This is a genomic window from Pseudomonas sp. NFACC24-1 (genome assembly GCF_900115235.1).
Classification (GTDB): Bacteria; Pseudomonadota; Gammaproteobacteria; order Pseudomonadales; family Pseudomonadaceae; genus Aquipseudomonas; species Aquipseudomonas fluorescens_AA.
The window spans coordinates 17068-37025 of the sequence record NZ_FOVS01000047.1 but is presented as its reverse complement, the minus strand read 5'-3'; the positions used below and the strand labels follow the sequence as shown (position 1 = coordinate 37025).

General features: G+C 62.9%; 16 protein-coding genes. 10 read left to right on the top strand and 6 right to left on the bottom strand.

What is annotated here, in order from left to right; genetic code table 11:
• Positions 1 to 297 precede the first annotated feature (297 nt).
• The 6 genes from BM317_RS27790 (at position 298) to BM317_RS27765 (ending at position 7515) form a co-directional block, all read left to right on the top strand.
• On the top strand, positions 298 to 906 hold the full coding sequence (locus tag BM317_RS27790; protein ID WP_092176118.1) for a YqiA/YcfP family alpha/beta fold hydrolase: 609 nt from the start codon (positions 298 to 300) through the stop codon (positions 904 to 906).
• A 41-nt stretch (positions 907 to 947) separates the two neighbouring features.
• The gene (gene parE / locus BM317_RS27785) at positions 948 to 2852 is read left to right on the top strand and encodes a DNA topoisomerase IV subunit B (RefSeq protein ID WP_053181455.1); all 1905 of its coding nucleotides are present in this window, start codon (positions 948 to 950) and stop codon (positions 2850 to 2852) included.
• Positions 2852 to 3838, top strand: coding sequence for an esterase-like activity of phytase family protein (locus BM317_RS27780; protein WP_092476998.1), 987 nt, complete (start codon positions 2852 to 2854; stop codon positions 3836 to 3838). The genes parE and BM317_RS27780 overlap by 1 nt, the downstream gene beginning before the upstream one ends.
• Positions 3835 to 4356, top strand: coding sequence for a retropepsin-like aspartic protease family protein (locus BM317_RS27775; RefSeq protein WP_060739440.1), 522 nt, complete (start codon positions 3835 to 3837; stop codon positions 4354 to 4356). Before BM317_RS27780 ends, BM317_RS27775 begins: the two co-directional genes overlap by 4 nt.
• A 10-nt stretch (positions 4357 to 4366) precedes the next feature.
• Positions 4367 to 6631 carry a DNA topoisomerase IV subunit A gene (gene parC / locus BM317_RS27770; RefSeq protein WP_072407118.1) on the top strand — a complete coding sequence of 755 codons (2265 nt, stop codon included), beginning with the start codon at positions 4367 to 4369 and terminating at the stop codon, positions 6629 to 6631.
• Positions 6632 to 6810: 179 nt separating this feature from the next.
• Positions 6811 to 7515 (top strand): PqiC family protein, encoded by a 705-nt coding sequence (locus BM317_RS27765; RefSeq protein WP_060739438.1) that lies wholly within the window; start codon positions 6811 to 6813, stop codon positions 7513 to 7515.
• A 185-nt stretch (positions 7516 to 7700) separates the two neighbouring features.
• On the opposite strand, the gene BM317_RS27760 is transcribed toward BM317_RS27765, so the two are convergent.
• Positions 7701 to 9218, bottom strand: coding sequence for an AhpA/YtjB family protein (locus BM317_RS27760; protein WP_092176130.1), 1518 nt, complete (start codon positions 9216 to 9218; stop codon positions 7701 to 7703).
• A gap of 133 nt (positions 9219 to 9351) precedes the next feature.
• Here BM317_RS27760 and serB point away from each other — a divergent pair, with 133 nt between their 5' ends.
• A complete protein-coding gene (serB, locus tag BM317_RS27755; RefSeq protein ID WP_092476996.1) occupies positions 9352 to 10566 on the top strand; it encodes a phosphoserine phosphatase SerB in 1215 nt (404 codons plus the stop codon).
• An 85-nt stretch (positions 10567 to 10651) separates the two neighbouring features.
• Here serB and BM317_RS27750 read toward each other — a convergent pair whose 3' ends face one another.
• From BM317_RS27750 to BM317_RS27735, 4 genes are all read right to left on the bottom strand, one after another.
• Positions 10652 to 12412, bottom strand: coding sequence for a molecular chaperone (locus BM317_RS27750; RefSeq protein WP_092476994.1), 1761 nt, complete (start codon positions 12410 to 12412; stop codon positions 10652 to 10654).
• Positions 12413 to 12601: 189 nt separating this feature from the next.
• The gene (asd, locus tag BM317_RS27745) at positions 12602 to 13465 is read right to left on the bottom strand and encodes an archaetidylserine decarboxylase (protein ID WP_072407110.1); all 864 of its coding nucleotides are present in this window, start codon (positions 13463 to 13465) and stop codon (positions 12602 to 12604) included.
• A 19-nt stretch (positions 13466 to 13484) separates the two neighbouring features.
• Positions 13485 to 14300, bottom strand: coding sequence for a rhodanese-like domain-containing protein (locus tag BM317_RS27740; protein ID WP_092176144.1), 816 nt, complete (start codon positions 14298 to 14300; stop codon positions 13485 to 13487).
• A 42-nt stretch (positions 14301 to 14342) separates the two neighbouring features.
• On the bottom strand, positions 14343 to 15881 hold the full coding sequence (locus tag BM317_RS27735; protein WP_092476992.1) for an HDOD domain-containing protein: 1539 nt from the start codon (positions 15879 to 15881) through the stop codon (positions 14343 to 14345).
• Between the two features lie 166 nt (positions 15882 to 16047).
• Here BM317_RS27735 and motA point away from each other — a divergent pair, with 166 nt between their 5' ends.
• The gene (gene motA / locus BM317_RS27730; protein WP_092176152.1) at positions 16048 to 16899 is read left to right on the top strand and encodes a flagellar motor stator protein MotA; all 852 of its coding nucleotides are present in this window, start codon (positions 16048 to 16050) and stop codon (positions 16897 to 16899) included.
• 3 nt (positions 16900 to 16902) lie between these two features.
• On the top strand, positions 16903 to 17949 hold the full coding sequence (motB, locus tag BM317_RS27725) for a flagellar motor protein MotB (RefSeq protein WP_092176155.1): 1047 nt from the start codon (positions 16903 to 16905) through the stop codon (positions 17947 to 17949).
• A 174-nt stretch (positions 17950 to 18123) separates the two neighbouring features.
• On the opposite strand, the gene rsgA is transcribed toward motB, so the two are convergent.
• A complete protein-coding gene (rsgA, locus tag BM317_RS27720) occupies positions 18124 to 19155 on the bottom strand; it encodes a small ribosomal subunit biogenesis GTPase RsgA (protein ID WP_092476990.1) in 1032 nt (343 codons plus the stop codon).
• A gap of 109 nt (positions 19156 to 19264) precedes the next feature.
• On the opposite strand from rsgA, the gene orn reads away from it, so the two are divergent.
• Positions 19265 to 19807, top strand: coding sequence for an oligoribonuclease (gene orn, locus BM317_RS27715; protein ID WP_092176158.1), 543 nt, complete (start codon positions 19265 to 19267; stop codon positions 19805 to 19807).
• The last annotated feature ends 151 nt before the right edge of the window (positions 19808 to 19958 follow it).

The following is a 19958-nucleotide window of genomic DNA, read 5'->3' as shown; positions in this document are numbered from 1 at the left end:
CAATGCCGGAGTGAGGGCACACCGAGCCTAGGCGAGGTGCCGAGTGGTGGGGCAGAAGCGCTTTGGTTACTTTCGCGCTTTTCGAAAGTGACCCGCCGTCAGGGCGGAACCCTAAGTGGCCGTTACCGCAGAAATGGATATGTACCCAATCCAGCTGTAGGGGGCCGCTTCGCACCCCAGCGGGGATAAATCCCCTCGCCACAGGGTTTTGTGTTGTCTTGTATGAACAGATCACCCCCAAACCCCCACAAACTCCCTGTAAACTCCGGCCTTTGCCCCACACCCAGGGAGTCGGCAATGTCGGGTTCTATCCTTTATATCCACGGCTTCAACAGCGCCCCCGCGTCGACCAAGGCCAGCCAGTTGATCGACGTAATGGCGCAATTGGGTCTGAGCGACCATCTACAAGTCCCAGCCCTGCACCACCACCCCCGCCAAGCCATCGGTCAGCTGGAACAGGCGATTGCACAACTGGGCCGACCGCTGCTAGTCGGCAGCTCGCTCGGCGGCTACTATGCGACTCACTTGGCCGAGCGCCACGGCCTCAAGGCCCTGTTGGTCAACCCGGCCGTCAGCCCGCATCGGATGTTCGACGGTTACCTGGGCACACAGAAGAATTTGTACACCGACGAAACCTGGGAATTGACCCACGACCACGTGACGGCCCTGGCCGAGCTGGAAGTGCCGGCGCCCCAGGATCCGCAGCGGTATCAGGTATGGTTGCAAACCGGGGACGAAACGCTGGATTATCGCCACGCCCAGCAGTATTACCGCGCCTGTGCCTTGCGCATCCAGGCCGGCGGCGACCACAGTTTCCAAGGGTTTGCCCAGCAGTTGCCGGCGCTGTTGAGTTTTGCCGGCATTGGCGCCGATTTGTACCAGGCGATCGACTTCACGTCGCTGTGAGCCATCGCCCCTTTTTCATTGAACACTGACGACGAGACCCCATGGCCACTCCCAGCGCTAGCTCTTATAACGCAGACGCCATCGAAGTCCTCTCGGGCCTCGACCCGGTGCGCAAGCGCCCCGGCATGTACACCGACACCAGTCGGCCGAACCACCTCGCCCAGGAAGTCATCGACAACAGTGTCGACGAAGCCTTGGCCGGGCATGCGAAGTCGGTGCAGGTCATCCTGCACGCCGATCACTCGCTGGAAGTCAGCGATGACGGCCGCGGCATGCCGGTGGACATACACCCTGAAGAGGGTGTGTCGGGCGTCGAGCTGATCCTCACCAAGCTCCACGCCGGCGGCAAGTTTTCCAACAAGAACTACCAGTTCTCCGGCGGTCTGCACGGGGTGGGTATTTCCGTGGTCAACGCCTTGTCGACCCAGGTGCGGGTGCGGGTCAAGCGTGACGGCAACGAATACCAGATGACCTTCGCCGATGGCTACAAGGCCACCGAGCTGGAAGTGGTGGGCACGGTCGGCAAGCGCAACACCGGGACCAGCGTGTATTTCGCCCCGGACCCGAAATATTTCGATTCACCGAAGTTTTCCGTCAGCCGCCTCAAGCACGTGCTCAAGGCCAAGGCCGTGTTGTGCCCGGGGCTGCTGGTCAGTTTCGAGGACAAGGCCACCGGCGAGAAAGTCGAATGGCATTACGAAGACGGTCTTCGCTCTTACCTGGTGGACGCGGTCAGCGGTTTTGAACGCCTGCCCGACGAGCCGTTCTGCGGCAGCCTGGCCGGCAATAAGGAAGCGGTGGACTGGGCGCTGTTGTGGCTGCCCGAAGGGGGCGAAAGCGTCCAGGAAAGCTACGTCAACCTGATCCCTACGGCCCAGGGCGGCACCCACGTCAACGGCTTGCGCCAGGGCCTGCTCGATGCCATGCGTGAGTTCTGCGAGTTCCGCAACCTGCTGCCCCGTGGTGTGAAGCTGGCGCCGGAAGACGTTTGGGAACGCATCGCCTTTGTCCTGTCGATGAAGATGCAGGAACCGCAATTCTCCGGCCAGACCAAGGAACGCCTGTCGTCCCGTGAGGCGGCGGCGTTTGTTTCCGGGGTGGTCAAGGACGCGTTCAGCCTGTGGCTCAACGCCAACCCGGAAACCGGCCTGGCCTTGGCGGAGCTGGCGATCAATAACGCCGGTCGTCGTCTCAAGGCCAGCAAGAAGGTCGAGCGCAAGCGCATCACCCAGGGGCCGGCCTTGCCGGGCAAACTGGCCGATTGCGCCGGGCAGGACCCGATGCGTTCCGAGCTGTTCCTGGTGGAAGGTGACTCCGCCGGCGGTTCGGCCAAGCAGGCGCGGGACAAAGAGTTCCAGGCCATCCTGCCGCTGCGAGGCAAGATCCTCAACACCTGGGAGGTGGACGGCAGCGAAGTGCTGGCCAGCCAGGAAGTGCATAACATCGCCGTGGCCATCGGCGTCGACCCGGGCGCCGAGGACATGAGCCAGCTGCGCTACGGCAAGATCTGCATCCTGGCCGACGCCGACTCCGACGGCCTGCACATCGCCACGTTGCTCTGCGCCTTGTTCGTCCAGCATTTCCGCCCGTTGGTGGACGCCGGTCACGTCTATGTGGCGATGCCGCCGCTGTACCGCATCGATCTGGGCAAGGAAATCTACTACGCCCTGGACGAAGCCGAGCGCGATGGCATTCTGGATCGCCTGGTGGCCGAGAAGAAACGTGGCAAGCCGCAGGTCACCCGATTCAAGGGCCTGGGCGAGATGAACCCGCCGCAGTTGCGCGAAACCACCATGGATCCGAACACTCGCCGCCTGGTGCAGTTGACCCTGGATGATTTCGAAGCGACCTCGGAAATGATGGACATGTTGCTGGCGAAGAAGCGCGCCGGCGACCGCAAGTCCTGGCTCGAATCCAAAGGGGACCTGGCCGAGGTGCTGGCCTGATGCGCAACGGTTTCGCCCTGGCGTTGTGGCTGTGGGCGGGGGCGGTAGTCGCAGGGCCTGCGCCGGAACTGAAGCTGCTGTCCGAGCACGCCGTCGATGGCATGCGCGGTGGCAACCTGTCCGGGCTGGCGCTGTGCGGCGGCGAGATGTGGACGGTGTCCGATCGCGACGACGACCGGATCTATCGCCTCGCACCCTCCGAGGCGCCGGTCTGGCAGGCCGAGGTGGTTGAAATCGAGGTGCCGAAGGTGCCGGACAGCGGTTTGCCCTGGGGCTTGAGCTCACGGACCTGGGCGGCGTCGTTCCTGCGCGGTGGCGAGCTGGATTTCGAAGGCATCAGCTGTGACAGCGCCGGCAACCGTTATGTGGTCAGTGAGTCCCATGCCGCGGTATTGCAGGTGCCGCCGTCGGGCCCCGCGTCCTGGCTGAAAATTGCCCCCACCCTGATCCGCCAGGCCCGCGCCAGCGGCATGCTGCTGCATTTCAATGCGTTGTTCGAAGGCTTGGCGGTCAACCCGGCCGGTGACCAGCTGTGGTTGGCGGCCGAGCGCGAACGTCGCGGCCTGCTGCTGCTCAAGCGTCAGCAGACGGTGTGGGACTGCGATGGCAATTGCGTGTTGCTGAGCGAAGCCGGGCGGGAAATGCAGCCAGCGCAGTTCCCCAAGGCCAAGGCGGTTTCGCGGGATTTCGCGGACCTGTCATTGTTCAATGGCAAGCTGTTTACCCTGGAGCGCAACGCCTATCAGATCTGCCGGCGTGACCCGCAGACCGCCCAGGTCGAGCGTTGCTGGTCGTTCGCCGCCGAGGCGTTGCAGGATAACCGCCGTTATCCCCAGCCCTACGGGCTGGCCGAAGCGCTGGTGGTGGATGCCGAGGGGGCCTGGATCGGCCTGGACAACAACGATGGCAAGCGGGCCGACGGTGAACAGCGGCCAATCGTCTGGCGCTTCGCCGCGCCCGAGGGTGGCTGGAGTGCCTCGCCGTGAGCCAGCCGTTGCCGGGCAAGCGCGCCGGTCGGGTGTTGATGATCCTGGCCTGGTGCGCCGCGCTGTTTCTGGCGACGCGGTTTTTTGCCCAATGGGAGCAGCGCCAGCAAAACCCCAATACCCAGGTGTACTCGCAAAAAGGTGAAGGTTTTATCGAGGTGAAGCTGGTCGGCAATCAACAGGGGCATTTCGTCGCCAGCGGCCAGATCAACGGCCAGCCGGTGGATTTCATGCTCGACACCGGTGCCACTGACGTGGCGATTCCGATGGAGCTGGCCGAGCGCCTCAAGCTGGAAAAAGGATTCGGCGTGACCTTGAGTACCGCCAACGGTGTGAGCGAGGGCTACCGTACCCGCGTCGACCGGCTGCAATTGGGCGACATCGTCTTGCGCGATGTCCGTGCCCTGGTGGCGCCCGGCCTGGGTGGCACGCAAGTGCTGCTGGGCATGAGCGCCCTGAACAAACTTGAATTTACCCAGCGCGACGGCACCATGCTGCTGCGCCAGACAACGAACTGATGAGGCCCGCATGAGCGACATTCTTGCAGACAGCTTAGACGGCGTAGAACGCCGATCGCTGGCTGACTTCACCGAAAATGCCTACCTCAATTACTCCATGTACGTGATCATGGACCGTGCCTTGCCGCACATCGGCGACGGTTTGAAGCCGGTTCAGCGGCGGATCATCTATGCCATGAGTGAGCTGGGGCTGGATGCGGATTCCAAGCACAAGAAATCGGCGCGTACCGTCGGTGACGTGCTCGGCAAGTTCCACCCCCACGGCGATTCGGCCTGCTACGAAGCCATGGTGCTGATGGCCCAGCCGTTCAGCTATCGCTACACGCTGGTGGACGGCCAGGGTAACTGGGGTGCGCCGGACGATCCCAAGTCCTTCGCGGCCATGCGTTACACCGAGGCGCGGCTGTCGCGCTATTCCGAGGTGTTGCTCAGCGAACTGGGCCAGGGCACCGCGGACTGGGGGCCGAACTTCGACGGCACCCTCGACGAACCCCTGGTTCTGCCAGCACGTTTGCCGAACATCCTGCTCAATGGCACCACCGGCATCGCCGTGGGCATGGCCACCGACGTGCCACCCCACAACCTGCGGGAAGTGGCCACGGCGTGCGTGCGTCTGCTGGACGAGCCGAAAGCCACGGTGGAACAGCTCTGCGAACACATCCAGGGCCCGGACTATCCGACCGAAGCGGAAATCATCACGCCGCGCGCCGACCTGCTGAAAATCTACGAGACCGGTCGCGGTTCGGTGCGCATGCGCGCCGTGTACCACATCGAAGATGGCGACATCATTGTCACGGCATTGCCGCATCAAGTCTCCGGGGCCAAGGTCTTGGAGCAAATTGCGGCGATGATGCAGGCAAAACCGTCGAAAGCTCCGCAAGTGGCGGACCTGCGCGACGAGTCTGACCATGAAAACCCCTGCCGCATCGTGATCATCCCGGTCAACAGCCGGGTCGACCACGACGCGCTGATGCAGCACCTGTTCGCCAGCACCGACCTGGAGTCCAGCTACCGCGTCAACATCAACATCATCGGCCTGGACGGCAAGCCGCAGCTGAAAAACCTGCGGGCATTGCTGGTGGAGTGGCTGGAGTTCCGGGTCAAGACCGTGCGCCGGCGCCTGCAATTCCGCCTGGACAAGGTCGAGCGCCGCCTGCACCTGTTGGACGGCTTGCTGATCGCCTATCTCAACCTGGATGAAGTGATCCACATCATCCGCACCGAGGAGCACCCCAAGGCCAGCCTGATCGCCCGCTTTGACCTGAGCGAAATCCAGGCCGACTACATCCTCGACACCCGTCTGCGGCAGTTGGCGCGGTTGGAAGAGATGAAGCTGCGCGCCGAGCAGGATGAACTGCTCAAGGAACAGGCCAAGCTGCAAGCCCTGCTGGGCAGCGAAGCCAAGCTCAAGAAGCTGGTACGCACCGAGCTGCTCAAGGACGCCGAAACCTATGGTGACGACCGTCGCTCGCCGATCGTCGAACGTGCCGAAGCCAAGGCCCTGACTGAGCACGATCTGCTGCCGAATGAGAAAGTCACCGTCGTGCTGTCGGAGAAAGGCTGGGTACGCTCGGCCAAGGGTCATGATATTGACGCGACGGGGCTTTCCTACAAGGCCGGGGACGGCTTCAAGGCCTTGGCGGCCGGGCGTTCCAACCAGTTTGCAGTGTTCGTCGACTCCACTGGCCGTAGTTATTCCGTGCCGGCGCATACCTTGCCATCAGCTCGCGGCCAGGGCGAACCGCTGACCGGTCGTTTAACACCACCACCGGGTGCAACTTTTGAATGCGTGCTGATGCCTGATGATAATGGACTGTACGTCATTGCATCGGACGCGGGTTACGGGTTCGTGGTCAAGGGCGAGGACCTGCAAGCCAAGAACAAGGCGGGCAAGGCGCTGTTGAGCCTGCCGAACAACGCCAAGGTGATTGCGCCGCGCCCGGTGGCCGATCGAGAGAGCAACTGGCTGGCGTCGGTGACCACCGAAGGGCGGTTGCTGGTGTTCAAGATCAGTGACCTGCCACAGCTGGGTAAAGGCAAGGGCAACAAGATTATTGGTATTTCCGGCGAACGGGTCGCCAGCCGTGAGGAATATGTCACGGATATTGCAGTGTTGCCGGAGGGCGCCACGCTTGTGCTACAGGCAGGAAAGCGTACGCTTTCGTTGAAGGCGGACGATCTTGAGCATTACAAGGGTGAGCGCGGTCGGCGGGGCAACAAGCTACCGAGGGGCTTTCAGCGGGTCGATGCGCTGCTCGTCGAAAACCTCAATTAGGCGTAGTAGAGGGCTCGGTCTGCGATTAAATGCCGCAGATCGATGCTTTCGCGCTGGAGTCGGCGCGCATATTCACGGATGATAGGCCCTTTCAAGCGCCGGCGTAGCCGAGCGTTCTTCACATTGACCGAGTATTTTTTCACTGTGGCAAGCCTTGTGGCTGCCACCTGGACGGAACGATGACTGCTCTGCGCCTCCCTATTTTGTGGCTCGCCGGCCTGCTTGGCCTGGCGGGCTGCAGCATGAACCAGCCGGTGTCGCTGTACCAATTGGACAGCGGAACCCCGGCCCAGCCTGCGCAAAGCACAGGCATGGCCGTATTGCTCGGCCCGGTTCTGATCGCTGATTACCTGCAGCGAGAAACCTTGTTGCAACGCCAACCGGACGGCAGCCTGCAAGCCGCCACTGACGGCCGTTGGGCCGGCAGCCTTTCCTCTGACATCGATCAGTTGCTGTTGCGCCAGGTCGCCGGGCACCTGGACAGCCAGCGCGTGGTGCTGGCACCGGCGACCCAGGGTTTCACCCCGGATGTGCAGGTACTGCTGTCGATTACCCGCCTGGACTCGGGTAAAGCCCAGCCGGCAGTGCTCGATGCCCAATGGCGGTTGATCGACCGTCGTGGCAAGGTGCGTGAGAACCGCATCGTTCATCTGCAAGAGCAGCATGCCGGCACCACGGCGGCACAGGTCCAGGCCCAGGGCGTGCTCCTGCAACGCCTGGCCGAACAGTTGTCGGTGTCGCTCAAGCCCCTGGCCAACCAGCCGCCTGTCGCCGAAGTGCCTCGCAAGGCCGCGCCAGCCCCGGCCAAGCCGGTAGAGAAGGAAAAGGACAAGATTCCCATGGCCTTGCCGATTCGTACGGACATGGAAGTGTTCAGGTTCTGACGGTTGGACCCGGATACACCACAAAGCCCGCGTTGATGCGGGCTTTGTTGTTTCTGCCGGTTGGATTGTCGGGGCCTATCCTGGCCTCTTCGCGGGCTTGCCCGCGAAGAGGCCAGGATAGGCAACAAAAAAGCCCGCAGATAATCACTCATCTGCGGGCTTTTGTTCGCTTCAACTACTGGATATCAGGCCTGGCGCTCATGCATCCGCGCCAGTTGCCGCTCCAGCATCGATGGGTAAGGCTCCATCAAGCGCTCCACGCAACACGCGCCTTCGGGGCTGGCGATGGGGCGGATGCGCGCGCGCTGGCGGATCAGGGCGTCGTCGTTGATCTTGCGCTCCACCAGCAGCAGGTTGCGGCTGTGTTGCGACAGCGCCAGGGCGTCCTGGGCGGTTTCGGTCAGCAGCAGGTCGATCTGGCTCAAGCCGAACAAGCCATCGCCCAAGGTCAGGCCCAATTGCAGTTGCAGGGTGATGCCGCTGTCGGCGACTTCGATCTGCAACTGGTGACCCAAGGCGCGCAGCAACTCACCGCAGCAAATGGCATTGGTCAGGTAGTCGTCGCCGCTGTCTTCGGTGTGGAACAGCATCAGCGTGCTGCCGTCGTTCAAGGTGTGCAATTCGCCTTGATAGAGCGATGCGGCCTGGTCGAGGCAGTCGCGGTAGCGCTCGAGCAACTCCTTCAGGCGCGCCTGGGGCAGGCGACGCAATTGATCCTGGGCGCCCAGTTGCACGGCCAGTACGGCGCTGTGCTGGGGCAGGTTCGAGGCCACAGGCTTGGCGACCGGCAGAGGTGCCCCATTGACCGACTCGTCACGCAGGTCGGCGAAGGCGTCGTCGTCTTCCTCGTCTTCTACTGCGCGCACCACGTGGCGTGGGGCCGGTTTGGAGGCCGGCATCGGCTGGCTTTCGTCGAACCCCGGATCGCGCAGGTTGCGTACTTCGAAGCCTGGCTCGGAATCGTCGTCGTCCGTGTAGTCGAGGTCTTCAGGTTCCGGCAGGGGCTCGGGTTCCGGGGCGAAGCTGGCGTGCAGTTGCCGGGCCAGGTCGCCGATCTCGTCCTGGCGCTGGGTGGCCGGCGTGTGTTCGTCGATGTCCCGCAGCCAGACGCGCAATTGCAGCAGTGGCGTGGAGATGTGCCGCCCCAGGCGCAGGCTCAGGGCCAGGGCCAGCGCCAACAGGATCGCGCTGAGGATGCCCATGCTTTGCAGGCTGATGGTCATCGGTTGCTGGAACTGGTCCATGTCCAGGCTGATGCGCAATTGCCCGGCGGTCACGTCTTGGAAGGTGATCTTGCTCTGGTACATGCCGCCGGACTCGCCCAGCAGGCCAGGTTTGGGGCGCTGGCCGGCCTCGGCGAGGATGCGGTTGTCCACGCTATAGATGGCGGCGTGGGCCACCAGCTTGTTCTTGGTCAGGTTGTTGAGCAGCACGTTGAGGCTGAGGATGTCGTTGGACACCAGCAGCTCGGTGGCGGACGTGGCGGTCTGGGTGGTCAGGCTTTCACCCAGGGCATCGGCCTGCTCGTGCATCGCCTGCTTGAATTGCAAACCCATCACGCAGGCATAGATGACCAGGGCCAGGGCGACCAGGATGACGTTATGGCTGGCAATGCGCAATGCGATCGGCACACGACGGTGACGCAGCGCACGGAAGATCAGCAGGAAGAAGTTGTCGGTTTTGACTGGCGTGGGCCGGTTCACTGAGCTCGGCTCTTTGTCCGTGAAATTGACGCGCAGTATAGCGACAGGCCCATGACCGGCAAAGCACTGGCGGTGCCCGATGGTCACTGAATGTGGGTAGAATGCGGTTTTTTTCCACCTGCGGGGGTGCGCCTTGCGCGAAATCGTCCTGATAAACATCACTGGCAGCGACCGTCCGGGTCTGACTGCGGCCATTACCGGCGTTCTGGCCCAGGGTGGTGTGAACATTCTCGACATCGGTCAGGCGGTGATCCATGACACGCTGTCGTTTGGCATCCTGGTTGAAATCCCGGACGCCGAACAAAGCAAGTCCGTGCTCAAGGACATCCTGTTCACTGCCTACAAGCTCGACCAGCAGGTGCGCTTCACTCCGGTGTCCGAGGAGGACTACCAGCATTGGGTGGCCGGCCAGGGCAAGAAGCGCCATATCGTGACCCTGTTGACCCGCAAGGTTACTGCCGAGCAGTTGCAACGCGTCAGTTCGATCACCGCCCAGTATGGCCTGAACATCGACCACATCGACCGTCTGTCCGGGCGCATGCCGCTGGACACCCCGGCCGACAAGGGCAAGGGCTGTATCGAGTTTTCGGTGCGCGGTGAGCCGGCCGATCCCCAGGCGTTGCGTGCCGAGTTCCTCAGCGTGGCCCAGGAGCTGAACGTCGACATCGCCTTCCAGGAAGATTCGCTGTTCCGCCGCAACCGCCGCCTGGCGGTGTTCGACATGGACTCGACGCTGATCGAGGCCGAAGTCATCGACGAACTGGCCAAGGCGGCTGGCGTGGGCGACAAGGTCTCGGCCATCACCGAGCGAGCCATGGCCGGCGAGCTGGATTTCCGTGCCAGCTTCAAGGAGCGCCTGGCCCTGCTTAAAGGCCTGGACGTCAGCGTGCTGGATTCCATTGGCGCTTCCCTGCGCCTGACCGAAGGCGCCGAAACCCTGTTCGCCGAACTCAAGCGCCTGGGCTACAAGACCGCCATCCTGTCCGGCGGCTTCACCTACTTCGCCAAGCAGTTGCAGGCCAAGCTCGGTATCGACTACGTATTCGCCAACGAGCTGGAAGTGGTGGACGGCAAGGTGACCGGCGTGGCCGTCGAGCCGATCGTCGATGCTCAGCGCAAGGCGGACCTGCTGCGTGAACTGGCTGAAAAAGAAGGCCTGCGCCTGGAGCAGACCATCGCCGTGGGCGACGGCGCCAACGACCTGCCGATGCTGGCGATCGCGGGCCTGGGTGTGGCATTCCGCGCCAAGCCACTGGTCAAGCAGTCGGCCAGGCAAGCGATTTCCACCCTGGGGCTGGATGGGGTGTTGTACCTGCTGGGCTTCAGGGATCGTGACGGGCAGCTCTGATTCGAGTCTGTCGCAATCTTTTGGAGGCATTCATCGGTGGTGAGGAGATAAATCCCCTCACCACAAAGGGTTGTGTGTTGGCGGTTCAAAGCGATTTCCACAACGAGTCAAAATTCCCTTCCTGGTCGCCGCTCTCCTCGGTGGCTCCCGAGTCCTCCGGGTGATAGGAAAACTGGTTGAAGCTGTGGGTGCTGGTCACCCGGCGGTCCAGGCCGGCGCGGCGTTCCTGGCCGTTGGTGTTGATCAACACCCGCTGGCCTTCCTGGAAGGGCAGGCGGGGGGCGATCATGGTCGGGGGCAGGTCAATGGCGCTGATCTCGGGCAGCAACAGCCCGCGCAGGTAGTGACCGTGCTCATTTTCTTCCCGGACCAGTTGCAGCCCGCAAGGCTGGGCATGGGGTGCGACCAGTTCGATGCCCATTTGCATGGCGCCGTTGCGCACTTGGCGGATCCAGCGCACCACGGCGACGCTCCAGGCTTGGTCGCTGCTGTCGCGGATGCCGATCATTTCCCCGGCTTGCAGTTGTTCCGGCACCTCCTTGGGCCAACCGAGGCAATAGCCGCCAGGGCTGTGGTTGATGATCGGCAGGTCGTAGGTGGGGAAGTGATGCTGGTTGTCGGAGCTGTTGCCATCGTCATCGGCCGGGTTGAGCGGGTACTCGATTTCTTCATAGGGCAGCAGGTCGCTGTCGCCGGCGGGGGCGGCGTCGAACGCTTGCTTCCAGGTGTCGTTTGTCTTGCTCGGCGAGGCTTCGAAGCGGGCCTTGCGGGTGGCGGGGCTTTTCAGGATCTCGTTGAACGAGCGCTCGCCGCCCAGGTAGTAGTGCAGTGCACTCATGCCCACGCACAGGGTCAGCGTGCCGTTGCCCTCGGTGCGCTGGAAGCTGCGTTCAGCCGCTTCGCCCCAGGCGGCTTGAAGGTGATGCAAAGTGTCGACGCTCATGCCACCAGGGACTGGCAACGTATTATCGGCAGGTTGTTCTAGGTGAATGGCGATCGCACGCACCAGTGGCTGGGGATCGAAGCCCTGCAAGGTTGGCTGCTGTTCGGCCCGGAACTTGGCGCGGTAGCGTGGCCCGACATCCAGTTCTGGAGCGACTGCGAACAGGCTGCTGGCAGCGCTGGCAGGGTCCAGCTTGACCCACTGGCTCCAGGATTCGAGCACCTCGGTCAGTCGCCCGATCTGGCCCTGGCGCAATTGATTGCTGCGTGACGCGCCCAGCAGCAGGGCGACGACATAGGTCTGCTCGGCGTTCAATTGATGAACCTGGCTGGCCAGCTCGTCACTCACGCTCAGGTGTTGCAAGCGGTGCAGGCAGGCAATCCGGTACAACTGATGCAAGTCGAGCCACAACCCCTCTGGCACTGGGCTGTACAGCTGGCTGGCACGCAGCAGCGGGCCGTTGAGGGCATGCATCGCCCGTTGCAGCGCGGTGCTCAGCAGGCGGGCCCGGTCCTTGGTGTATTTCGACGCGATACGCGCCACGATCTGTTTGTAGCCCATCGCCAGTTGGGTTTGCAGGGCCTGGCACAGGTTGACGATCTTGCGCGAGCGATCATCCAGCACGATGGCTTGTTGCAGGAAGTGCCGCTCCAGGTGCTTGCAGACGTAATACACCTCGGGTCGCAGCAGTTCGAGCAGTTGCAGGCGATTGTCGCTGGGCGTGAGCAGCTGGTTGAGTTCCCCAAGGGCCTGGTACAACAGACGGGCCGTTTCGCCGATGTTGGCCTTCGGCAGGTTGGCGATCCAGCGCTTGAGGTCCCGTGGCGTAGCCTCGCAGAACGACAGGCGTGATTGTGTCGGGGTCAGGGCGCGCAATAACTGGAGAGGGCTGGTCTCATTCATGCCGTGTGCGGGCTCCGGCGGGAAATAAACGTGATGTTTCCAACTCTAGCAGTTGTAGCCGAAGGAGGTGCGCTATCTATGCTGGATGCCCTGCTGGAGCGAGCTTGCTCGCGATGACGCCAGGACAGTCGCCATCGAGGTGACTGTTACATCGCCATCGCGAGCAAGCTCGCTCCCACATGTGATCTTTTACTCAGCCTTTGGCAGCGCCAGGCCCTGGCCCATCTGTACTGGTGAGCCGGCCACCAGGTCTTCGGCCCATTTCACCTGGCCTGGACCGAACAGCACGATGGCGGTCGAACCCAGTTTGAAGCGCCCCAGTTCGGCGCCTTTTTCCAGATGGATCGGCGCGCGGGCGGCTTCGTCGTAACGGAAGGTTTTCAGCTCGCGCTTGGGTGGCGTCACCAGCCCGGCCCAGACGGTTTCGATGGAGGCCACGATCATCGCACCCACCAGCACCACGGCCATCGGCCCGCGCTCGGTGTCGAAGATGCACGCCACGCGCTCGTTGCGGGCGAAGAGCTCCGGAACGTTTTCGGCGGTGGTCTGGTTGACCGAGAAAATCCTCCCGGGAATGTAGACCATCTCCCGCAGGGTGCCGGCCAATGGCATGTGCACGCGGTGGTAGTCCTTGGGGGACAGGTAAATGGTGGCGAAATCGCCGCCCATGAACGGCGCGGCGTTGGCCGCGTCGCCGCCCAGCAGTTCCAGCACGCTGAAGCTGTGGCCCTTGGCCTGGAACACCCGGCCGTGCTCGATCGGGCCGAGCTGGCTGACGGCACCGTCGGCGGGGCTGAGGATCGCGCCCGGGGTTTCGTCCAGCGGCCGTGCGCCGTCTTTCAGGGCGCGGGTGAAGAAGGCGTTGAAGTGCTCATACGCAGTCAGGTCTTCCACCAGGGCCTGGGACATGTCCACTTGGTAGCGCTTGGCGAACCACGCGGTGAAGGCATTCTTGAACCAACGCACGCGGCATTCGGCAATGCAGCCGGCCAACCGCGACAACAGGTGGTGGGGCAACAGGTATTGAGTGAGGATGAACAAACGGTTTTTCATTAACTGTCCTTAAGAACCTTCAAAGCTCGATGGGCGTGTCGGGGTGGTTGCCCCATTCGCCCCAGGAACCGGCATAGCCTTTGACTCGTGGATAACCGAGCGCCTTGGCCACCAGATAGGTGAAGCCAGAGCGGTGGTGAGTCTGGCAGTGGGTGATGATTTCTTTGTCGGGCGTGATGCCCAATCGTTCGAGGATCTGCGGCATATCCTTGCGAATGCGCAGGTTGCGCGCCGGGTCCATGCCGGCGGTCCATTCGAAATTGACCGCCCCTGGAATATGTCCGCCCCGGGCTGCGACGACTTTCTCGCCGGAGTATTCCAGCGGGCCGCGTGCATCCCAGATGGCCAGGTCGGCGGCACCGAGGCGGCTTTGCAGGTATTCGCGGGTGGCGGTGGGGGCCTCGTGCAACGTCAGGGGCACCGGGCCGGCAACCGGTGCCGGAACATCGACGGACACCGGCAGGCCTCCGTCCAGCCAGGACAGCAGGCCGCCGTCGAGGTAGTGATAGTTCGAGTGACCGATCACGTCCAGCAGCCAGATAAAGCGCCCGGCCCAGCCGCCGCCTTCGTCGTCGTAGACCACGTAGACCGCGTCCGGGTTATGCCCAAGCTCGCCGAACAGGGTTTCCAGGTCGGCCTTGGCCGGCAGCAGGCCCGGTGCCGGCGGTTGGCCGAGCTGGGTGCGCTTGGGGTCGACGAAACGTGCGCCGGGGATGTGCCCGGTGCTGTAGCGCGCGGCGCTGGTCAGGTCCACCAGAATCAGTTCGCGGGCGTCGAGGCGCGGCAGCAGTTCGCTCGGCTCGATCACCAGCGGCAAGCCAGAGAAGTCAGGCATGTGAGGTCTCCAGGGGCGCAAAGGGAAAGGATTGTAGCAAGTTCAGCGACCGCGGTTGGTAAAGGTATGCAGCGCCCTTTCGATGCATTGCACGGTTTTGCCGAAGGCTTGCACGGTGATATCCGAGAACGGCCCGCCGCCCTGGTCCACCGCCACCAGCATGATCACCCGGCCATTGCAGGTCAGTGAGCGCAACAGCAGGTGTTCACCCCGGAACAGGCTGCGCAGGCCCGGCGGCAGTAGCGCCGAAAACTGCGCATTGTTGTCCGGGTTCAGGCGAACCTGGGCCTGCTGGGCCAGCAACCGTTGCAATATTTTGCTCTGGCTGATGGTAAAGCTCATGGCCGCAGCTTCCTTGGGCAGGCCGGCGGTCTGGTGTACGCGCACGCTGGCCTGGCTGCGGTCGGCCATCAGGATCATCACCCGGCGCATGCCACAGGCCACCAAGACGTCCCGTGCCGAGGTGGTCAGGTGCATGGCGTTGCGGAAGGGGCTCGGCTCCACCAGCATGGCGGAGCATTGCTTGCGCCACTGGCTCAGGTCTTGGGCGCTGGGCGGGGCGGCGGGCAGCAAGCCAGGGTGGATGCGGCGGCTGCCCGAGGGCCAGAGCAGCGCCACGGCCGGGTGCCAGAGGTCCGGCATGGCGTGATGATGGGCGCTATTGACCGCTTGTTGGTGCAGTTGCTGCTGGACCTCATCCATCGACATCTGCAGATACAAACTGGTGAGGTACTGCCAGCGGGTGAGCGCGGGGCTGTCCCAGGCCTGTTGTGCGGCAAGTGCCAGGCCGTTGGCCAGCAATACGGTGTTGGCCGGCTGGTTGAGCCAGCGTCGCAGGATCGGGTCGTCGTCCAGGCGATTCTGCTGGCGCAGGGGGTGTTCGCTGTCCCGGGCGATGCGCAGGACTTTCACCAGCTCGCGGCGTTCATTGAGCAGCAGGCGATAACCTTGCGCCACCCAGATGGGCAAGCGCCAGGTTTCCACCAGCCCCAGGCAGATTTCCAGCAGGCTGACGCCGAACAGTTCGCGCTCCACCTTGGGCGCGGGCTCGCCTTTATGGAGGACCCGCAATTCCCATTCCCCGAGCAATCGTGGATGGGTCAGGGCCAAGGGCCAGAGCGGTGACAGGAATAACAGGCTGCCCCAGTGTATGTCTTGCCACAGCCGCGCCAGGCGGCTGGCAAAAAAACCATTGGCCTGTTGCGTGGCGTGCTGGCTGATCAATTGCAACTGGCGCAAGGCGATGGGTATTTCATGCTCCGGCAACGACGGCAGGCGTGCGAGCAGCTCTTCGGTACGCTTGAGGCCGAGGCGGTTGATGGCCACTTCGAGGTTTTCCGCAGGTTCTGCAAGACTGCCATGGGTGTGATGGTTGGCTTCGCGGATGACGCTCAGGGCCAGGGCTGGGCTGCCCTGCATCAGGTCGGCAATGTCGCGCAATGAGCGGCGGCTGTCGGCGAGGGCCTTGCAGACGAGGTCGTGGCTGGCCTGGGGAACCGGCAGATGCACGCCTTTGAGCAGCTTCACCCAACCTTCGAGGGTGGTCGGTCGGGGCGTTGGAACCTTGGTTTCGTTAGTCATGGCTGGACGTGATCATCGTATGAATTCTCTACGCCCGGAACGGGGCAAATTGGCTTTTCGCCAGAACAGCCTATAGTCTGGCGCAGTTTCGCCGATAAGTAGAAGAAGAGATTTTTCAGCTTCCGAATATGACCTTGAACCCGACTTAAATAAGTACTTTCTATCTATGGCTAAAATTATCGGCATCATTGTCGTGTTCGCGAGCGTGCTCGGCGGATACGTGCTCTCCCATGGCAAGATTGCCGCCCTGATCCAACCTTTCGAGGTCATGATCATCGGTGGTGCGGCCCTCGGTGCATTCCTGCAGGCCAACCCTGGCTATATGACCATGCACGTGCTCAAGAAATCCCTGAGCATGTTCGGTTCGCGTTTCAGCCATACCTTCTATCTGGAGGTGCTTGGCCTGGTCTACGAGATCCTCAACAAGAGCCGCCGCGAAGGCATGATGGCCATCGAGGGCGATATCGAAGACGCCGCCGCCAGCCCGATTTTCGCCAAGTACCCGGCTGTGCTCAAGGACGCCCGCATGACGGCGTTCATCTGTGATTACCTGCGCATCATGTCCTCCGGCAACATGGCCCCCCACGAGCTTGAAGGCCTGTTCGACATGGAGCTGTACAGCCTCAAGGAAGATCTGGAGCATCCCTCCCACGCGGTCACCGGGATCGCCGACGCGATGCCTGGCTTCGGTATCGTCGCGGCGGTACTGGGGATCGTGGTGACCATGGCTTCCCTGGGCGACGGTGACCAGAAGTCCATCGGCCTGCACGTGGGTGCGGCCCTGGTGGGTACCTTCTTCGGTATCTTGGCGGCGTATGGTTTCTTCGGGCCGCTGGCCACCTCCCTGGCCCATGACGCCAAGGAAGAACTCAACGTCTACGAGGCCATCAAGGCTTCCCTGGTGGCTTCGGCCTCGGGCATGCCGCCATCGTTGGCGGTGGAGTTCGGGCGCAAGGTCCTGTACCCGGCGCACCGTCCAAGCTTCGCCGAGCTGGAACAAGCGGTTCGCGGTCGCTAAGTTATGGAAAATAACCAGCCGATCATCATCAAGCGCGTCAAGCGCATAGCCGCTGGGCATCACGGGGGCGCCTGGAAAATCGCCTTCGCCGACTTCGCCACGGCGATGATGGCGTTCTTCCTGGTGCTGTGGCTGTTGTCCACGGCAACCCCGGAGCAGAAGATCGCCATCGCCGGTTACTTCAAGGACCCGGTCGGCTTTTCCGAAAGCGGTACGCCCTACATCATCGACCTGGGCGGCTCGCCGACCCTGGCGCCGGAAAATACCCTCAACCCCGAGGTCAAGTCCCAGCCCCAGCCCGACAAGGTGACGGTGGACTCCGAGCAGGTCGAAGGCATGGCCGAACAGGTCGAGCGCGAGCGCCTGGAGCTGCTGTTGCAGGAATTGCAGAACAAGGTCGAAGAGAACCCGCAACTGCAGAAATTCAAGGACCAGATCCTGTTCGAAATCACCCCGAACGGGTTGCGCATCCAGATCATGGACGCCGAGAACCGGCCGATGTTCGACTCCGGCAGCGCGCGCCTGAAGCCGTATTTCGAGGACATCCTGCTGGCCATGGCCGACACGATCAAGGCGGTGCCGAACAAGATCAGTATCAGTGGTCATACCGATGCCAAACCCTACATCGGCAAGGGTGACTACGGTAACTGGGAACTGTCCGCCAACCGCGCCAACGCGGCCCGTCGGGCCCTGGTGGCCGGCAGCTATCCGGACGAGCAGGTGGCGCGGGTGGTCGGTTATGCGTCTTCGGCGCTGTTCGACCGCAAGGACCCGTTCAATCCGGTCAACCGGCGTATCGATATCGTGGTTTTGACCAAGAAGGCGCAAAAAGCCATCGAGGGCTCGCAAACCGACGATCCGGCACCCGATCCGGTCCCGGGCGAGGGGGCGCCGGGTGAAGTGCCTGCTCCGACCACCACGCCTGGCGCGGCGGCCGATCCGAATGCGTTGCCGGCAGACCAGCAACCCGTGCCGGCCCATGAACTGCGCGAGCGGCTGAACCTGTTCGACGACGCCGCGCCCAAGCCTCCCGGAGCGCCGGCGCAGTGATCTGAAGGTTTGTCGATGGACCTGTGGCGAGGGGATTTATCCCCGTTGGGCTGCGCAGCAGCCCCCCTATGCCTATCTTTTTATTCAGGGATATGAAAGGGAGGGGGGCGCTTCGCGCCCCAGCGGGGATAAATCCCCTCGCCACAGTTGTGTCCGGCTTCCCTTTCTTTCAGCTCAGTAACCGCTTTCCGGCAGGCTGGCGATGATCGAGCGGTAGCTGTTCATCCGTTGCTGATGCACGCGACCTTCTTCCAGGGCCTTGAGCAGGGCGCAACCGGGTTCGCGGTCGTGCTTGCAGTCGCGGAAGCGGCAGGTACCGATCAGTTCGTTGAACTCGATGAACCCGGCTTCGACATCGGCCCGGCTGACGTGGCCCAGGCCGAATTCACGGATACCCGGTGAGTCGATCAATTCACCGCCGCCAGGGAAGTGGAACAGCCGCGCGGTGGTGGTGGTGTGGGTGCCCTGGCCGGACAGCTCGGACAACGGCCCGACGCGCGTCCCGACTTCCGGCAGCAGGCTGTTGACCAGGGAAGACTTGCCCACGCCAGACTGGCCGACGAACACACTGATGCGCCCGTCCAGCTGCTGTTGCAACTGCTCCATGCCGTTGCCGTGATGGGCCGAGACTTCCAGCACCGGGTAACCCAGATCCCGATAGACCGACAACAGGGCGTTCAGCGCCGGGGCGTTGTGTTCGTCGATCAGGTCGAACTTGTTGAGCAGCAACAACGGACGGATGCCGGCGTGTTCGGCGGCCACCAGGTAACGGTCGATCAGGTTGGCGTGGGGCTCGGGCAATGGGGCGAACACGATGACGATCATGTCGACGTTGGCGGCCACGGGCTTGAGCTGGCCTCGGCTGTCCGGCCGGCACAGCTCGGTGTGGCGCGGCAACTGCGCGACGATCACGCCGATGCCTTGGTTGCCGGCCCGCCAGACCACCTGGTCGCCGGTCACCAGCGCCGGCAGGTTGGCGCGCAAGTGACAGCGGAACACCTGGCCGGCCAGTTCGCCTTCCTGGGCCTCGACCTCGACCTGCACGCCGAAGTGGGCGATCACCAGGCCGGTCTGTTCAGGGCCCAGGTCGCCACCCTCCAGGGCTTCGACAGCACTGGATTCGCGTTTGGCGGCGCGGGCGGCGCGCTCGCCCTGGATCTTTTCGATGCGCCAGTTCTGACGACGATTGAGTTGGCGTTTGGCCATGGGTGTTCCGTATGAAGAAATGCAGCGAATAGGGTAAAACGGCGGCGAGTTTAGCACGCCCAAGGGCCTGCCTAAGCTAAACTGCGTGGCTACGCCGAGGAGCTTCCCTATGCAAAACCCGCAGAACCTGATCTGGATCGACCTGGAAATGACCGGTCTGAACCCTGATACCGACGTCATCATCGAAATGGCCACCATCGTCACCGACAGCGACCTCAACACCCTGGCCGAAGGCCCGGTGATCGCGATCCACCATAGCGACGAAGTCCTGGCCGGCATGGACGAGTGGAACACGCGCCAGCACGGCGGCTCGGGCCTGACCCAGCGGGTGCGCGAGAGCAAGATCAGCATGGCCGAGGCCGAGGCCCAGACCCTCGCTTTCCTGGAGCAGTGGGTGCCCAAGGGCAAGTCGCCGATCTGTGGCAACAGCATCTGCCAGGATCGTCGCTTCCTTTATACCCACATGAAATCCCTGGAAAGCTACTTCCACTACCGCAACCTGGACGTCTCCACCCTCAAGGAGCTGGCCGCCCGCTGGGCGCCAGAAGTGCGCGACAGTTTCCAGAAGGGCAGCACCCACCTGGCCCTGGACGACATCCGCGAGTCCATCGCCGAGTTGCGGCATTACCGCAAGCATTTCATCAAGTTCTGAAGCCTGTCCCATGTAGGAGCTGCCGAAGGCTGCGATCTTTTGATGTAGATCCGCTGAGCGTTCGCTTGCGGCTCAATTGGCTGGAAAAAGATCGCAGCCTCGCTTTGCTCGGCAGCTCCTACGGGCTTGTTCTCCTGCAAGGATCGTCATC

Excerpts from the sequence above, each read along its gene's own strand:
- BM317_RS27790 (WP_092176118.1), top strand. The coding sequence starts at position 298 with ATGTCGGGTTCTATCCTTTATATCCACGGCTTCAACAGCGCCCCCGCG.
- parE (WP_053181455.1), top strand. The coding sequence starts at position 948 with ATGGCCACTCCCAGCGCTAGCTCTTATAACGCAGACGCCATCGAAGTC.
- BM317_RS27780 (WP_092476998.1), top strand. The coding sequence starts at position 2,852 with ATGCGCAACGGTTTCGCCCTGGCGTTGTGGCTGTGGGCGGGGGCGGTA.
- parC (WP_072407118.1), top strand. The coding sequence starts at position 4,367 with ATGAGCGACATTCTTGCAGACAGCTTAGACGGCGTAGAACGCCGATCG.
- BM317_RS27765 (WP_060739438.1), top strand. The coding sequence starts at position 6,811 with ATGACTGCTCTGCGCCTCCCTATTTTGTGGCTCGCCGGCCTGCTTGGC.
- BM317_RS27750 (WP_092476994.1), bottom strand. The coding sequence starts at position 12,412 with ATGAATGAGACCAGCCCTCTCCAGTTATTGCGCGCCCTGACCCCGACA.
- asd (WP_072407110.1), bottom strand. The coding sequence starts at position 13,465 with ATGAAAAACCGTTTGTTCATCCTCACTCAATACCTGTTGCCCCACCAC.
- BM317_RS27740 (WP_092176144.1), bottom strand. The coding sequence starts at position 14,300 with ATGCCTGACTTCTCTGGCTTGCCGCTGGTGATCGAGCCGAGCGAACTG.
- BM317_RS27735 (WP_092476992.1), bottom strand. The coding sequence starts at position 15,881 with ATGACTAACGAAACCAAGGTTCCAACGCCCCGACCGACCACCCTCGAA.
- motA (WP_092176152.1), top strand. The coding sequence starts at position 16,048 with ATGGCTAAAATTATCGGCATCATTGTCGTGTTCGCGAGCGTGCTCGGC.
- motB (WP_092176155.1), top strand. The coding sequence starts at position 16,903 with ATGGAAAATAACCAGCCGATCATCATCAAGCGCGTCAAGCGCATAGCC.
- rsgA (WP_092476990.1), bottom strand. The coding sequence starts at position 19,155 with ATGGCCAAACGCCAACTCAATCGTCGTCAGAACTGGCGCATCGAAAAG.
- orn (WP_092176158.1), top strand. The coding sequence starts at position 19,265 with ATGCAAAACCCGCAGAACCTGATCTGGATCGACCTGGAAATGACCGGT.